Source organism: Porphyromonas sp. oral taxon 275 (genome assembly GCF_018127745.1).
Taxonomy (GTDB): domain Bacteria; phylum Bacteroidota; class Bacteroidia; order Bacteroidales; family Porphyromonadaceae; genus Porphyromonas.
Map to the genome: position 1 here is coordinate 103,472 of NZ_CP072333.1, position 16,072 is coordinate 119,543.

The window sequence follows — 16,072 nt, forward strand, 5'->3', positions numbered from 1 at the left end:
ATGAAGACAGAACTAGGACTAGAGCTCCGCGGCCTCACCACAGGCTACAGGGAGCGCCGCGGACAGGAGCAGCGCATCTCCGAGGGACTCGACCTCAGCATAGCGCCAGGCGAACTGGTGCTCTTCATGGGGCCCAACGGCAGCGGCAAGTCCACCCTTATGCACACCATCGCGGGGCTCATCCCGCCGCTGGCGGGCGAGGTCTCCATCGCGGGCGAAGCGCTCCAGGGGCGCTCCCTCTCGGAGACCGCCCGCCTCCTGAGCCTCGTGCTCACCGAGCGCATCACCAGCACCACGATGACGGTGCGGGACGTGGTGCGCATCGGGCGCTACCCTCATATCGGCTACCTCGGGCGTCTGAGTGCCTCGGACGAGGCGATCGTCGAGGACGCGCTCGGCCTCTGCCATCTTGAGGAGCTCCAGGCACGTCCGCTGAGTGCGCTCAGCGACGGCGAGCGGCAGCGCACGATGATCGCCCGTGCGCTGGCGCAGCAGACACCACTCATCCTGCTGGACGAGCCGACGGCACACCTCGACCTGCCCTCACGCCTGGAGGTCATCCTTATGCTGCGACGCCTAGCACACGAGACGGGGCGCAGCATCCTCATCTCGACGCACGAGCTGGAGCTAGCGCTCTCCTGGGCGGACACGGTATGGCTACTGGATGGCTCGGGGCAGATCACGACGGGTACGCCCGAGGATCTGGTGCTGAGCGGAGCCTTCGAGCGCACCTTCGGCGGTGCAGGGCTGAGCTACGACCGGCAGACGGGTGAGTTCACCGCCCTACAGCAGCATACCCAGCCCATTGCCCTGGTGGGCGAAGGCCTCGAGGCGCTCTGGACGCGCCGCGCGCTGAGCCGTCTCGGCTACGAGGTGCTGGACAGCTCCGACTTTCTCCCCCGCGTGACCATAGAAAAGGGCTGCTGGTGGCTCACGACCTCCTCCAGCAGCCCCCGTAGTGCGAGCTCGATAGGCGAGCTCCTAGCACTGCTCGCTTCCTCTTCTCCCTCTAGTCCCTCTAGACCATGACGCCCCAGCCCTACCGCATCCTCTATATCCTAGATGCGCACACCGCGGTCGCTCCCTCCGAGGACGAGGCGCAGCTGCAGGTCGATCGTGTCGCCATCTCTCGACTCAACGCGCAGGATGCTGCTGCCTGGCAGCTCACCGAGCAGGCGCACTTCATCCTCGTGCTGACGCATGGCTCGGTCTCCTGCTTCCGAGGACTGCAGCGCCTCATCGCAGGGCTGAGGATGGAGCAGACGCTCTTCGTGCACAACAATATGGAGGACGAGTGCGCTGCCCTCATGCCGCAGCTACGCCTCAGTGCCGCCGACTACCTGACGATACAGCGCTACGTCAAGTGCTACGATAGGGCGAACGCTACCCAGCTGCACCGCTTCCTCGCCTCCCGCTTCGGGGGGCTGGAGCTTGACTACGCCCCTGCGCGCTATCCCCGCTGGTATGGCCTCTACGGGTACAGTGAGGACGAGGAGGCGGCACGCCTCACGGAGCTAGGCGAGGCACGGCGGCGAGGGCGCAGCATCATCGGGATCATCATCCCCTTCTACCTCTACCGCTCGGACAACCTCCGTCATGTGGATGCGCTGCTAGCGGCGCTGCGCCGCCTCGGAGGTGAGCCCCATGCCCTCTTCTCCACGGGAGCGGAGGATGCCGTGACCGGCGAGCGGGGTATCAGCTACGCGCTGGACCGCTACTTCCGTCCCGAGGGCGAGGTGCTGCCGCACTGCATCATCAACCTTATGCCCTATGCGCTGGGGATCTTCGAGCAGAGTGGGGCGATCTATACCCAGCCCGAGGACAGCAGTGCGGGCATCGTGCAGCAGCTGGCGCTACCCATCCTGCAGACCTATGCGACGGGCTACAGCGCAGAGGAGTACCACCGCCGCGTGGACGGCCTCGACACCATAGGGCTGATCTCCAATGTCTGCTATCCCGAGCTGGACGGGCAGGTCGACGCCTATCCCATAGCCACGCGCGAGCTCAATGGCGAGGGGCTCCCTTACTTCGCCCCGCTGGAGGCGGAGCTCGGCTGGGTGGCGCGGCTCGCCATGCGCTGGGCCGAGCTGCAGCGCAAGCCCCAGTCAGAGAAGCGCATCGCGATCATCTTCCACAACATGCCCCCGCGCAACGATAGTATCGGCTGCGCCGCGGGGCTCGATAGTCCCGCCTCCGTCCATCACCTCATCAATAGGCTACGCGAGGAGGGCATAGAGCTGCCCGAGCACTATGCCGACGGCGACGCTATCATCCAGCAGATCATCCGTGCGGTGACCAACGACAGCTCTTGGCTCGAGCCGAGCGAAGTGATGCGGCGTGCCGTGGATCGCATCCCCGTGAAGCGCTACCAGGAGTGGTACGAGGCGCTGACGCCCGAGGTGCAGCAGCGCCTTGTGGCCAGCTGGGGTAAGGCGCCGGGGACCTTCAAGGTCGTCGAGGGGGCTATGCCTGTGCCGGGGATCATCAACGGCAAGGTCTTCATCGGCCTGCAGCCACCGCGCGGCTACGAGGAGCACGCCGAGGCGATCTACCACAGCACGGACATCGTCTGCCCGCACTACTACATCGCCTTCTACCGCTGGGTGCGCTACGTCTTCGGCGCCGACCTCTTCATCCATGTCGGGACGCACGGCTCGCTGGAGTGGCTCCCCGGGAAGGAGAAGGCCCTTTCCTACTCCTGCTTCCCCCAGCTCAACACGCTGGACATGCCGCACCTCTACATCTACCATACCGCTGTCATCGGGGAGGCTATTCAGGCCAAGCGCCGCTCGGCCGCCGTGCTCCTGCATCATATGGAGCCCGCGATGCGTGAGGGGGGGACCTACGGCGGACTGGCGGACTTCGACGCGCGGCTCAATAGCTACATCAGCGGTGCGGTGGCCGAGAGCCAGCGCCCCGTGCTGCGTGAGGCGCTCCTTGAGGAGGCCCGCGCCCTAGAGCTACATCAGGACCTCGGCTACCCTGCGTCAGGGGAGGTCGAGGAGGCCTTCTTCGTCACCCTGCATAACTGGCTCGCCGAGCTCAAGGCCTCCATGGTACGCGATGGCCTGCACATCTTCGGTCAGGTACCTGCCGAGGAGCGTATGGAGGCGAGCATACGGATGCTCCTTCGCCTGCCCCACGGCTCGGTGACGACGCTGCTGGACGCCCTCGCACGCTACTACGGCTATACCGAGGAGGGCCTCCTCTCCCAGCTGGAGGCCAAGGTCAGCCCCACGCAGACGGCCTCGATGCTGATCGACGAGCTGACCGAGCGCGGTCGCCAGCTCATCACCGCGATGTTGGCAGAGGGCTTCGGCGCACAGCCGACCGAAGGCCAGCTACAGGCCGTCCTCGGGCCTTGCACGGGGGAGACGGACGCGCTGCGCGACGTCCTACAGCTGGCGCTGGATGAGGTCTACCCCCGTCTCTGCGGCATCACGCAGGAGCTCGACCACTGCGCCCTCGGGGTGCGTGGGGGCTTCGTCCCGCCCTCCAAGGGGGGCAGCCCGAGCCGCGGCCAGCTGGAGATCCTCCCCACGGGGCGCAATATGTACGCCATCGACCCGAGCGAGATCCCCTCGCACGCGGCCTATCAGATCGGGGTGAAGCTCGGGCAGCAGCTCCTGGAGAAGCACCTCGAGACGGCGGGCAGTCTGCCCGAGTCCACGGCCTTCGTCCTCTATTCGGGCGACCAGATGCGGACGCAGGGCGAGGACATCGCCGAGATCCTCTGGCTGATGGGGCTGCGCCCCCAGTGGCTCAGCGACCACTCCGACAAGGTCGTAGGGCTGGAGGTCATCCCGCTTAGCGAACTAGGACGACCGCGTCTGGACGTCGTCTCGCGCATCTCCGGCCTGCTGCGAGACACCTTCCCCACACTGATCACGCTGCTGGATGAGGCCGTGCGCCTCGTCCTCTCCCTCGACGAGTCGCCCGAGGACAACTGGGTGAAGAAGCACTATGAGGAGGAGCTCGAGCAGCTGCAGGCTGAGGGGATAGACCCCGAGACGGCACGACAGGAGGCTGCGCTTCGCGTCTTCGGTTGCCCCCCAGGGACCTATGGTGGAGGCGTGGCCATCCTCGTGGAGACCAAGCAGTGGCAGAGCAGCGACGACCTCGGCGAGACGGCCATCACCTGGGGTTGCCATGCCTACAGTCAGGAGCTGCATGGGCATGTGTCCCGCGGCGCCTTCGAGCGCAAGCTCTCCCGCGTCGAGGCGACGGTCAAGAATCAGAACATCATCGGCTTCGACCTCTACGATATCGACGACGAGTACATCTACCACGGCGGGATCATCGCGGCGGTGAAGAAGCTCCGCGGTGAGGCGCCGAAGTCCTACTACGGCAATACCTCCGACCCGCGGCACAGCGTCGTGCGCAGCCTCGCGGAGGAGTCGGCACGCGTCCTCCGCTCGCGCCTGCTGAATCCGCTGTGGATCGAGGGCCTCAAGCGTCACGGCTACCGCGGCGCCTATGACGTGGCCTATAATATGGATAACGTCTTCGGCTGGGATGCCACCGCGGACAGCGTCCTGGACTGGAACTACGAGGCGCTGGCGGAGCACTTCCTCGGTGATGCGTCCAATAGGGAGTGGCTCGAGTCGGCCAATCCCTGGGCGCTCTACGAGATCGCGCAGCGCCTCCTGGAGGCCGCCCAGCGCGGCATGTGGCAGGCGCGCCCCGAGACCCTGGAGATGATCACTGAGGTCTACCTCTCCTGCGAGGGCGCGTTGGAGGAAGGTGCTGCAGCGCAGTCCTAGCCTCCCGCCTCCCTCCACCTTTGGCTATGCTCCCCCCTGTGCTCTTCCCCGCCCACTAGCTCCAGCTCCTTAGCTCCTCAGCCCAGTCCGCCCCACTAGACCTTTAAGTAATGAGTACTTCTTCCAGCCCCAAGACCCCAGGCTCCAGCACGCAGCCTCGATACTTCCCCTTCAGCGCCATCGTAGGCCAGGAGAAGATGAAGCGTGCCCTGCTGCTCAACCTCGTAGACCCCAGCCTCGGCGGCGTCCTCATCCTCGGGGAGAAGGGCACGGCCAAGTCCACCATCGTGCGCGCCCTCAGCCAGCTCCTCGAGGGGCTCTCTGTCGTCGAGCTCCCCATAGCCACAACGGAGGACAAGCTCGTCGGCTCCATCGACGTGGAGCATGCCTTGGCGACGGGTGAGCTGCGCTTCGCCCCCGGCATCCTCGCCCGTGCCCATGGGCAGATCCTCTACGTCGATGAGGTCAACCTCCTCGAGGACTACCTCGTCGATATCCTCCTAGACGTGGCGGCTATGGGCGTCAATCATATCGAGCGTGAGGGCATCTCGCATAGCCACCCCGCGCGCTTCACCCTCGTCGGGACGATGAACCCCGAGGAGGGCCACCTGCGCCCCCAGCTCCTCGACCGCTTCGCCCTCTCTGTAGAGGTGCGCGGGGAGCGCAGTGTCGCCGCTCGGCGCGAGGTGCTGCAGCGCCGTCTGGACTACGAGCGTGACCCCGAGGCCTTCTGTGCCCGCTACCGAGAGGAGGAAGAGCAGCTCGGCGAGCGCCTCCGTCAGGCGCGCCTTCGCCTGCATCAGCTACGCTACTCCGAGCCGCTGGTGGAGCTTGTCGCGCGCCTCGGGATCGAGCTGCAGGTGGACGGGCACCGCTCGGACATCATGCTGCTCAAGGCCGCCCTCGCTACCGCCGCCCTCGAGGGGGCAGAGGAGCTCAGCCCCGAGCACGTCTATACGGCGGCCGAACTGGTGCTGCCGCATCGCCTGAGACGCCTACCCTTCGAGGAGCGCTACTTCGCCGCCGAGGATATCCGTCAGCTCTGTGAGCGTCTCTTCGCCGAGAGCCTTAATAAGGAGTAGACGGCTGGTGGGCACGATGCATCGTTTCTCTCAGTGGATCGGGGCGGAGGCCGCCCGGCAGGCGCTCATCCTGACCCTGCTGCGGAGGCAGGGGGCGAGCCTGCTGCTCAGTGGCACGAGTGGCAGCGGCAAGTCGATGCTCCTCTCCTGTGTGGCGGCGATGTACCCCGATGAGGTGAGCTACCTGCCGCTGAGCCTCAGCCCTGAGATGCTCTACCCGAGCTATACGCTGGGTGCTGAGGGCGGGCTGCGCTGGCGCTCGGGTCTGCTGGAGCGCCTCGAGGGGCGTATCCTGCTGGTGGAGCAACTGCCGCTGCATAGCCGCGAGCTCCTCAGTCAGCTGCTGGCGTACCAGGAGCAGCTGCCCGAGGAGCGACGCTGTACGCTCATCGCCACGACCAATCCCGAGGAGGGGGCGGTAGCCTCGGCGCTGCTGGATAAGTTCGACCTCTTCGTCGAGCTCCAGCCCACAGAGGACCTCGCCCTGCGCAAGCGTATCCTCAGCGAGGCCCTCCGCGAGCCTAAGGCGGGGGAGGATGCGACCTTCCTCAGCCTGCTGGAGGCCGCACGTGAGCGCCTCGAGCGGATGACGCTGGGGGCGGAGCTGCTGCACTACGTGGCGCAGGTCTGTGCCGAGCCGCTGACGCTGGGACATAGGGCGGAGCTCGCCCTAGCACGCAGCGCCCTAGGGTGGGCCGCATGGCAGAGCAAGCCGCGTGCCGAGCGGAGCGATGTCGACGCCGTGCGGCAGCTGGCGCTGGCGCATCGCTGGCTCGAGACGCAGCCCGAGCCCCCTGCCGCCGAGCCTCCCAGCGAGGGGGCGGAGGACGAGGAGCAGCAGGAAGCGCCCGAGGACAGTCCACAGAGCCCCGAGGAGGAGCAGGACAAGTCGGTACCTGAGCCCGACAAGGTGCCCGAGGATAAGGGCAAGGACGAAGACGAGGGTGAGGCGCCGCCGCCCCCTACCTCTGACGAGGATGCGGCAGGAGGCGAGGCACGCGAGGCCACAAGCGATCAGCCCGCTCCGCGTCCCCCGCACGAGACGGAGCCCACGGATAGCCCCGCGCCGCCCTCCGAGGTGCGTCTACAGCGGGCTGCGGAGGCCTGCCTCCTGCACGATCCGCTGGGCAGAGAGGTGCAGCGCCTCAGGGAGCTCCTCGGCTCGGGGCGCCGCCTCTACAGCGAGCAGCCCAGCCGCCGAGGCCGTCTAGGGCGTGTGCGCCCCTACAGCAGTCAGGCAGCCCAGCTCTCGCTCCCTGCGACCATCCGTGCCGCCATCCCCTATCAGCGCCTCCGTGCTGGGGCGGAGGGCAGCGCCCCCGCGCGGCTCTCGATCCGCCCCGAGGACTACCGCAGCAGGCAGTACCGCCACCGCGGCGGCTACCATATCCTCTTCGTGCTTGATGTCTCGGGCTCTATGGGCGTGCGGGAGCGGATGAGCCTCGTCAAGGGCACGATCCTCGAGCTGCTCAAGGAGGCCTACGCCAAGCGTGATCAGGTCGGCCTCATCACCTTCGCCCAGGACGAGGCGGAGCTGCGCCTGCCCTTCACCCACAGTGCCGAGCGTGCGGCGCAGCTGATGCAGGATATACGTACGGGCGGGCGCACGCCGCTGTGGCTGGCCATAGAGCGTGCGGCGCAGTACCTCGATGCCGAGCGGCGTCGCGTGGCCGAGTGCCTCCCTGTGGTACTCCTCCTGACCGACGGACGTGCCACCTCCTCGCAGCGCAGTGAGAACCAAGCTGCCCGCATCGCCGAGGCCGCTCGGCTGCTGCAGCAGCGCTGCCACCGCTGCCTCGTCATCGATACCGAGAGCGGCTTCGTCCGCCTCGGCAAGGCACGCCAGCTCGCTGAGCGCCTCGAGGCCGAATACTATCACCTGGACGAACTGGCGCAGCTACGTAGCCTCCTTCGTCCGCACTAGATCTTAGCTCCTGATGACCAAGACCTTAGCTCCGTCCCCCAGCCTCAGCCCCGAGCAGCTGCTCTTCCACACGCCTCTAGGCGACGCGGTGTACTTCGCCCAGGAGGCGATGATCGTCTGCTTCGGCGGGCGGCGCGGCGTCGTCAGTAGCTCCAACCTCAATGGGGGCTACCGCGCTGACCTACGCTACGCCTTCAACCACAGCGTAGGCCGCGACCCCAATATCCTGCAGAAGCGCTGCCCAGGGCTCAAGGGTGCCAATATCATCGAGCACTACGCCGCCATCGCCACCGAGCTGGGCCTCGACCCCGCCTGTACGACGGGCATGGGTACGGCGGCGCTCATCGAGAACCATGCCCGCGCCGAGCGTAGCTACCACGGGGTGACCGTCCAGGCCGTAGCCACGGCGGGCATCGACGTCAACGGCGGGCGTGCGGGGGACAAGGCCAGCTACGACGAGTTCGAGCGTCGCAGCCTCCTGCTCCCCCCTGGGACGATCAATATCTTCCTCTTCATCAACGCGCGCCTCGACGCAGGAGCGCTCACCCGCGCTATGATCACCGCCACCGAGGCCAAGACGGCCGCCCTGCAGGAACTGATGGCCCCGAGCCGCTACTCCGAGGGCCTAGCCACAGGCTCGGGTACGGATAGCCTCATCGCTGTGTGCAATGAGGAGTCCGAGACGGTCCTCTATGGGGCGGGCAAGCATGTCCTCCTCGGGGAGATGATCGGGCAGTCGGTCAAGGAGGCTGTCACGCGCGCCCTGGAGCTACAGTCGGGCATGAATGCCCAGCGACAGAGCTCCTTCCTCCAGCAGGGCCTGCGCTACGGTCTCGGCACTGAGGCGCTGCTGGCGCACTACCGTGCCGAGCACCCCGAGGCGCGGCAGAGCGAGGAGGCGCGGCGGGAGGCGCTGGAGCGTCTGGCCGCTGATGGGCACCTCTCGGCGCAGATCGCCTCGCTGCTCCACCTGGTGGACCAGTGGCGCTGGGGGCTCATCAGCTGGGCTAGCCTCGTGGCGCTGGCGCAGCTGGGCCTCGTCTACATCGCGCGCCGCTACCAGCTGGGGGCCTACATCGGCACGCTGGGGCAGACGGAGGAGCAGCGGCACGAACTGCTGCTCACCGAGCTCCGCCAGCTGCTCGTGCGCATCCTCTACAAGCAGCTCAACTAGCCCCGACCCCTATATCCCTAGCACGATACAAGTATTAGTTATTAACCAATAGTAATTATGAAGAAAACTTTGCTTCTCCTCTCTGCTCTGGCGCCAGTAACGCTGCTGGCTCAGAGCACGAGTGCCGACAGCATCTCCACGCATCAGCTGGATGCCGTCATGGTCTACTCCACGCGTACGCCTGTCCCCCTCAAGCGTGTCCCCGGCAAGATCGAGGTCATCCGCCCCGAGGCCATCGAGGCCGCTGGGCTGAGGGATCTGACCGACGTGCTCAAGAATAAGAGCTCCGTCGACGTCATCCAGTACCCAGGCTTCCTCTCCAATGTCGGTATCCGCGGCTTCATCCCCGACTTCTCCCGCTCCCGCTATGTGGCAGTGCTGATCAATGGCATCCCCTCCGGTACGTCCAACCTCTCCACGCTCACCCTCGGCGGCATCGAGCAGATCGAGGTGCTCAAGGGGCCCTTCTCCTCCATCTATGGGACGAATGCTATGGGCGGTGTGATCAACGTCATCACCAAGCGCCACACGGGCCCGATCTCGGGGGTATTCACGACCTCGGCAGGCTCCTTCGGCACGGGGCGCGGGGCGGTGAGCTTCGGTGGCAGCATCACCGAGCGTCTCTCCTTCGATGTCAATGCCTCCTATGAGTCGCAGGCGCGTAGCTACACGGTAGGTAAGCATAACTTCCTCAAGACGACCAAGCTCGAGGACGCCATCCTAGACCCCACGAAGAAGGGAGCGGTAATGCCGGGCTCCACCTTCGGTGTGATCAAGGCCAATGCCCGCCTAGGCTATCAGTTCAACGACGACTGGTCGCTGAACATCTTCGAGGACCTCTTCCGCGGCGATGGCATCATGAACGGCGGCTCCATCTGGGGCGTCTACGGCACGAGCAAGAAGGACCTCAACCGCTCCATGACCTCAGCCGAGCTGCGTGGACGTCTCGGGGCGCACCTCCTGACCTTCACCCCCTACTACTCGCGCGAGCAGAGTGACAACTATAAGGTGGGTACGGGTGCAGACTACCGCAATAGCTCCTCGATCAACAGCAGCTGGGGTGCCATCCTGCAGGACGAGCTGCGTCTCGGCGCGCATCGCCTGGTGCTGGGGCTCGACACGCGTAATCAGGACACCGATACGCGTAGCTTCAAGGCCGACGGCTCGGCCGCTGTGCCCTATCAGCCCAATGTCTCTACGCGCGGGCTGGGCCTCTTCGCACAGGGCCATGCCAGCTTGCTGGACGATGCTCTGAGCGTGTCGGCAGGGCTGCGCGCCGACTTCATGGGCCTCTCGCTCAAGGACAATGCCGACCTGCGCAGTAAGGCCACGACCGAGTCCTTCAGCATCCTCAGCCCCAACCTCGGCCTCAAGTACGAGATCTCCAAGGGGCTGATGGCGCACGCTAGCATCGGCTCGGCCTTCTCTGCCCCCTCGGCCTACGAGAAGGCAGGGGAGTACCAGACGGCCTACGGCGTCACGCGTGGTAATGCCTCCCTCCGCCCCGAGACCTCGCTGACCTATGACCTCGGGCTGAGCTATACCAACCGCGAGCTCGGCGTGCAGCTGGATGCTACCTACTTCGACACGCAGCACCGACAGAAGATCGTGAAGGTGCCTGCGGGCAAGCAGGCCGCACTCGATGCGCAGGGCAAGCCCATCCTGGACAACAACGGACAGCCCAAGCAGCTCACGGTGACGAGCTTCGACAACGCCGACAAGGCGCACATGAGCGGGCTGGAGCTCGTAGCCTCCTACGACTTCGGTAGCCTCGTGGCCTATCGCTACTCGCTGCGCACCTATGTCAACGCGACCTTCATGTTCGACAGCCGCTACAAGGCTAAGGGCGCCAGTGACTGGACACAGCTGGAGTCGATCCGCAAGCAGAATGTCACCTTCGGCATCGAGTATAAGGCGCCCTACGGGCTTGACCTTGGTCTGACGGGGCGCTACCTCGGCAAGCGCTACGAGCACAACTGGTACGGCTACTACTCGGATGTACGCCCTGGTCTCTCGGCGCTGAACAAGGCTGAGATGCCCGAGCTAGAGAAGGCGGGTCAGCTGCTGCACCCTGCTGCCCTCATCTGGTCGGCCTCCGCGCACTACAACCTGACCAAGCAGCTGCGCATCGGGGCCAATGTCCACAACATCTTCTCGGAGTACTACACGGAGAAGGACGGCTACCACATGCCCGGCCGCTCGCTGCAGTTCACCGCTTCCTATCGCTTCTAGTCTCGACTAGCGAGCAGCCTCCTCAAGTGCCAGGGGCGGCGTAGACCGATCGGTCTACGCCGCCCCTGGCTGTATCTAGCCCCTGCACTCTTGCCGTGGTCGCCTCTCTTCGAGAGCCAAGGGCCAAGGCAAGGTATCATCAGCGCTGGCTATAGGTAGTGCATCCTTGAGCTCCGCTAAGGGGCGCCAAGCTATCATGCCCCAGCCTGGTGTATGCCATGCTTCTACGCGTAGGATAAGCCCCAGCGGGGCGCCAAGCTATAAGTCTCCAGCCTGGTGTATGCCATGCTTCTACCCTTAGGATAAGCCCCAGCGGGGCGATCCGCCCAGAGCCCAGGGTGCGCAGCCCTGTAAGGGCGACCAAACCCTGGGTAGGCCAAACGGATAAGAGACAAAGCCCTACAGGGGCGACCCTCGAAGTGGTATTGCTGTCGTAGTCCTGCTCCTTCGACTTCGCGCTTACTCGTTTTGAGGGTCGCCCCTGTAGGGCTCTTAGGGTATATGTATGCCTGAACCCAGGGTTCCGTCACGCCTGCAGCGTTCCCTCACCCTGGGCTTTGAATGGGTCGCCCCGCTGGGGCTTGCGTGGCCGTTAGCTCTTTGCTAAGGGCTGGGTATAGCTTGGGGAACGCTCTATGAACCAGCCCTCCGCGGGGCGAGGGGCAAGGCAAGGTATCATCAGCACTGACTAGAGGTGGGGTATCCTTGAGCTCCGCTAAGGGGCGCCAAGCTATCATGCCCCAGCCTGGTGTATGCCATGCTTCTACGCGTAGGATAAGCCCCAGCGGGGCGCCCCATCCAGAGCCCAGGGTGCGCAGCCCTGTAAGGGCGACCAAACCCTGGGTAGGCCAAACGGATAAGAGACAAAGCCCTACAGGGGCGACCCTCAAAGTGGTATTGCTGTCGTAGTCCTGCTCCTTCGACTTCGCGCTTACTCGTTTTGAGGGTCGCCCCTGTAGGGCTCTTAGGTTATATGTATGCCTGAACCCAGGGTTCCGTCACGCCTGCAGCGTTCCCTCATCCTGGGCTTTGAATGGGTCGCCCCGCTGGGGCTTGCCTGGCCGTTGGCTCTTTGCTAAGGGCTGGGTATAGCTTGGGGGACGCTCTATGAACCAGCCCTCTGCGGGGCGAGGCCGCGCTTTCGGCTAGCATGGCCTCCCCCTCGGGAGGGCTTGCGCTTGGCTGTCGTGAGGGATATCCCTCACGGCACTGAGGGACGTCCCTCAGCTCCGTGACTGCCGTCCCTCAGCACGCTGAGGGATATCGGTCAGCAGCCCTCCCCCTTCACCCCCAGCTCGGGTAGGGGGGCGGTGGGGTTCGCTCGGGGCTCCTTGGGACGCTCTGGATGGAGCTGTCTCTCCTCCCGCTGCCCCCGCTCCTAGCTCCCGAGGTCGGGGCAAGTAAGCTGCACAGATATCGCTCTGGGTGGGGCGCTTCGGAGGGCTCAGCTCAGCCTCAAGCAGCGCGCTGCGCCGCCGTGTCCCGCAGCCTATAGATGGGCTCCCGAGGGGGGGCTGTGCGGCGCTTTGTTGTGTCCCACCTTTTGCTTAGCTTCGCCCTCAGAAACCCATGGGAAAGACCCTTGGGGACTTAGGTAACTAGACATACACAAGCCCTATGCAGCCCATCAGTACGCGCAAGGACATCCGCCACGAGGGCGATGCCGTACGAGGAAAATCCCTAGCCCGTGCGCTCAGCGCTGGGCTCCTATCCCTGCTCCTTCTCGGTAGCAGCAGCTCCCTCGGAGCCCAGCAGCCGAAGGAGACAGGCCGCCAGCAGCTGGAGCGCGCCTTCGCGGAGCTACGCGCCCAGCCTACCGACAGCCTCAAGCAGCGCGCTTTCTTCCAGGCCTACCCCGAGACTTTCGCTGAGCTGCAGGAGTGCTTTGTCAGCAACCGCTTCAAGCCCGAGGAGCTGGACTACGTTGCGTATATTGGGGCCTTTGAAGGCATGACCTACGTGACGGATGCGGAGAAGATGGAGCGCCTGTTCTCCCTGATGGTCTGTGGCTATTGGCAGGCAGATGCACCCAACTTCCATGTAGACCTGATGCAACGGATGATGCGCAAGCAACCCCAGCTTGCCTTCTCCATACTCAAGAAGGAGCGTAGAGTGCGGCAGATCCTCTTCTGGCAGTACTATTGGCAGAACCCAGTTAAGGATCCCTCGCAGGAGCAAGACCTGAAGCTGTACACGCAGGTCAAGGGCTATGACGCAGAGAAGCGTATCATGCGTGCCGCCTATGAGGACTTCCGTGGCGAGCTGCCCGTGCTTGATCATATCTAAGTTCGCGCCTCTGCCTGGAGTTAAGCTCCTTCGCTCTAGGCCTCGCCGAGTCTTGCTCCTCTCTATCCTGCATACCCACTATAATACCCTAATAATCGATGCGTACCATCCTACTATCCCTGCTCCTCCTCGGGAGCAGCAGCGTCCTCGGAGCCCAGCAGCAGGAGCTCACACCTCGCCAACAGCTGGAGCGCGCCTACGCGGAGCTACGCGCCCAGCCTACCGACAGCCTCAAGCAGCGCGCCTTCTTCCAGGCCTACCCCGAGACCTTCACGGAGCTTCAGGAGTGCTTTGCCTTCAACCGCTTCAAGCCCGAGGAACTGGACTACACCGCTTACCTCGATTTGTTCCGGAAGATGAACTTCGTCTCTGTTGAGGAGAAGATGGAGCGCCTCTTCTCCCTGATGGTCTGTGGCTATTGGCAGGCAGATGCTACGTGCATGCACTTTGACCTGATGCGTGAGCTGATGCTGGAGGATCCGGAGCGTACCTTCGCCCTCGTATCCAAGGAGAACAAGGCTCGGCAGATTCTTTTCTGGCAGTGCTTCTGGCAGGAACCTGAGGTCACGGGGTATCAAGCGCAGCGCATGCTCACCCTTCGCCAGGCCAAGGGCTATGAGGCGGAGAAGCGTATTATGCTCGCCGCCTATGAGGACTTCCGTGGGGTGCTGCCTGTCGTAGACTGAGTACCTTCTGATCGGGGCCAAACTAGTATGATGAGACGAACGAATATCCTCTGGGGCGCGCTCCTCGGCTGCTCCCTCCTCTGCCTCGGGATGCGGCCGCGCCCCTTCACGACAGAGTCCATCCCCCAGCGCAGTAGGGTGAAGATCCAGGCGCAGCCGTGGAAGGCCCGCCTCTTCTACCGCCTTCAGCGGGATAGCACGGGGCAGTACGCGATCTATGACTACTGTGAGGCTCGTGCTGCGAGCTATCAGTTCAAGGGGACGAAGCTCTACCATGATTGGGGGATGGAGGATGAGACTTTGCTGATCCGTAGGACGGAGACCGAGGGCCGCAGCTACATCTTTGTGGTCTCCCCAGAGGGTAGCCCAGAGCATATAGAGCGCATCCGCTTCACGCCCCTGGATAGCCTTGGCATCGAGTGGCAGGTGGGGGAGCAGCGCTTCGTGGACGCTCGCTTCCGTGCCCGCTTCCCCTTCAAGCACTATCCCTGCTACCATGACGCAGAGGATAGCACCGAGCACTGTGGCCGTCGCCCTGCCTCGTGGCAGGAGTATGACGAGGTCCCTGAGCCCGAGCCGCAGGGCGTGGCGACCAAGGTGCTGGCCGGCGACTGGACGCATAAGACCTTCCTCTTCGTCGAGTGGGAGGAGGTCGGGCAGTACGCCCTGCGTTACTATGAGGGCGAGTTTCGTATTCCTGGCTACAGGTTCGAGGGTGATACCTTATTCTATGATTTCTTGACGATCAGTCGTCGCTATGTTATACTGAAGAGCGAGGTCGTAGGGCCGAGCCGTGTCTTCACCGTCTACAACAAGGCGGATACGACAAGGCAGCCGAAGCGCATCACCTTTAGCTCTCGGGACTCCCTTGGGGTGATCTGGGACGTCAATGGCGAGCGCTATGTGGATAGCCTGCACCTCGCTAAGGTCTACGTCAAGCGCTACGTCCTTCCCCACCAGTACGAGCTCCGCGACTAAGGGCATGCGGCCGCAGGCCTCCGCCCCTCTAATCTCCGAAGAGGGCCTGGGCTAGGTCGCCCGCTCGGGAAGCCTTGTGCTTGGCTGTCGTGAGGGATAGCCCTCACGGTGCTGACGGGCGTCCCTCAGCTCCGCGACTGCCGTTCCTCAGCGCGCTGAGGGATATCGGTCAGCAGCACGCTTGCTTCGCCCCCCGCTCAGGCTTAAGCAGCACGCTGCGCCGCCGTGTCCCGCAGCCTACGGCTGGGCTTCCGAGGGGGGGGGGATGTGCGGAGCTTTGCTGTGTCCCGCCTTTTACTTAGCTTCGCCCTCAGAATCCCTTGGGAAGGACCCTCGGGAACTTAGTAACTACCTAGCGAGCAGCCCCTGGCAATGAACCCTCTGCTGTCCCTCTGGATGAATGTCTACTATCAATCCTTGCGCTTGCATGCAAAGCTGCAGGGTGCTCCAATAGTTCCCTATGAACTGAGCTACCTCTGGTATAGGCTGTGTCCAGCGCATAGACGGATGAGCTATGATGCCTTCATGTACGAGCGGCAGGACTTGATGAACTGCTTCGTTATGTACCTAGCTAAGAGGGGTAGTTCTCGTATCTCTGGACTCTGCTCTATCCTACTGGTCTTAGCCTTTACAAATATCCTTCAGTGGCTCTTGGGGGTAAACCTATGGCTCTACTTGGGTAAGTCGTGGCAGGCGGTCATTGCCTTCCCTTTGACGATTGTTGGCCTCTCCATACTCTTCGATCACTATGTCGTCCGATACAAAGGACGCTACATTCCCTACTTTGAGCACTATGCCCAGGAGCCCCCTGCAAAGCAGTGCCAGCGCCGCTGGGTGGCTATCCTGCTTATGATCCTTATCCTCCTTGGAGCCTTTCCCATGATCGCTCTCCTCTAGTGTCAAGCCTTGATGGAAGCACTGTCGGGGCCCTTTTCTCTAGTTATCCA

The 16,072-nt window shown here is 64.0% G+C and carries 10 protein-coding genes; all 10 read left to right on the plus strand.

The window, feature by feature from the left end; translation table 11 throughout:
• The 10 genes from J4862_RS00425 to J4862_RS00470 all read left to right on the plus strand — a co-directional run bounded on the left by J4862_RS00425 (position 1) and on the right by J4862_RS00470 (position 16,022).
• Positions 1-1,029 (plus strand): ABC transporter ATP-binding protein, encoded by a 1,029-nt coding sequence (locus J4862_RS00425; RefSeq protein WP_211788785.1) that lies wholly within the window; start codon positions 1-3, stop codon positions 1,027-1,029.
• On the plus strand, positions 1,026-4,763 hold the full coding sequence (locus J4862_RS00430) for a cobaltochelatase subunit CobN (protein WP_211788786.1): 3,738 nt from the start codon (positions 1,026-1,028) through the stop codon (positions 4,761-4,763). The genes J4862_RS00425 and J4862_RS00430 overlap by 4 nt, the downstream gene beginning before the upstream one ends.
• Positions 4,764-4,873: 110 nt before the next feature.
• The gene (locus J4862_RS00435; protein ID WP_211788787.1) at positions 4,874-5,845 is read left to right on the plus strand and encodes an ATP-binding protein; all 972 of its coding nucleotides are present in this window, start codon (positions 4,874-4,876) and stop codon (positions 5,843-5,845) included.
• Positions 5,846-5,861: 16 nt separating this feature from the next.
• Complete coding sequence (locus J4862_RS00440; RefSeq protein ID WP_211788788.1) at positions 5,862-7,769, plus strand: VWA domain-containing protein; 1,908 nt, start codon at positions 5,862-5,864, stop codon at positions 7,767-7,769.
• A 13-nt stretch (positions 7,770-7,782) separates the two neighbouring features.
• Complete coding sequence (locus tag J4862_RS00445; protein ID WP_249107426.1) at positions 7,783-8,943, plus strand: adenosylcobinamide amidohydrolase; 1,161 nt, start codon at positions 7,783-7,785, stop codon at positions 8,941-8,943.
• Positions 8,944-9,000: 57 nt separating this feature from the next.
• Positions 9,001-11,175, plus strand: a complete 2,175-nt coding sequence (locus J4862_RS00450) for a TonB-dependent receptor domain-containing protein (RefSeq protein WP_211788789.1) — start codon at positions 9,001-9,003, stop codon at positions 11,173-11,175.
• A gap of 1,617 nt (positions 11,176-12,792) precedes the next feature.
• Entirely contained in the window at positions 12,793-13,461 is a 669-nt protein-coding gene (locus J4862_RS00455; RefSeq protein ID WP_211788790.1) for a hypothetical protein, read from the plus strand.
• A 98-nt stretch (positions 13,462-13,559) separates the two neighbouring features.
• Positions 13,560-14,147 carry a hypothetical protein gene (locus tag J4862_RS00460; protein WP_211788791.1) on the plus strand — a complete coding sequence of 196 codons (588 nt, stop codon included), beginning with the start codon at positions 13,560-13,562 and terminating at the stop codon, positions 14,145-14,147.
• Between the two features lie 27 nt (positions 14,148-14,174).
• The gene (locus J4862_RS00465; protein WP_211788792.1) at positions 14,175-15,125 is read left to right on the plus strand and encodes a hypothetical protein; all 951 of its coding nucleotides are present in this window, start codon (positions 14,175-14,177) and stop codon (positions 15,123-15,125) included.
• Between the two features lie 507 nt (positions 15,126-15,632).
• A complete protein-coding gene (locus J4862_RS00470; RefSeq protein ID WP_211788793.1) occupies positions 15,633-16,022 on the plus strand; it encodes a hypothetical protein in 390 nt (129 codons plus the stop codon).
• Positions 16,023-16,072: the final 50 nt, after the last annotated feature.

Excerpts from the sequence above, each read along its gene's own strand:
- J4862_RS00425 (WP_211788785.1), top strand. The coding sequence starts at position 1 with ATGAAGACAGAACTAGGACTAGAGCTCCGCGGCCTCACCACAGGCTAC.
- J4862_RS00430 (WP_211788786.1), top strand. The coding sequence starts at position 1,026 with ATGACGCCCCAGCCCTACCGCATCCTCTATATCCTAGATGCGCACACC.
- J4862_RS00435 (WP_211788787.1), top strand. The coding sequence starts at position 4,874 with ATGAGTACTTCTTCCAGCCCCAAGACCCCAGGCTCCAGCACGCAGCCT.
- J4862_RS00440 (WP_211788788.1), top strand. The coding sequence starts at position 5,862 with ATGCATCGTTTCTCTCAGTGGATCGGGGCGGAGGCCGCCCGGCAGGCG.
- J4862_RS00445 (WP_249107426.1), top strand. The coding sequence starts at position 7,783 with ATGACCAAGACCTTAGCTCCGTCCCCCAGCCTCAGCCCCGAGCAGCTG.
- J4862_RS00450 (WP_211788789.1), top strand. The coding sequence starts at position 9,001 with ATGAAGAAAACTTTGCTTCTCCTCTCTGCTCTGGCGCCAGTAACGCTG.
- J4862_RS00455 (WP_211788790.1), top strand. The coding sequence starts at position 12,793 with ATGCAGCCCATCAGTACGCGCAAGGACATCCGCCACGAGGGCGATGCC.
- J4862_RS00460 (WP_211788791.1), top strand. The coding sequence starts at position 13,560 with ATGCGTACCATCCTACTATCCCTGCTCCTCCTCGGGAGCAGCAGCGTC.
- J4862_RS00465 (WP_211788792.1), top strand. The coding sequence starts at position 14,175 with ATGATGAGACGAACGAATATCCTCTGGGGCGCGCTCCTCGGCTGCTCC.
- J4862_RS00470 (WP_211788793.1), top strand. The coding sequence starts at position 15,633 with ATGAGCTATGATGCCTTCATGTACGAGCGGCAGGACTTGATGAACTGC.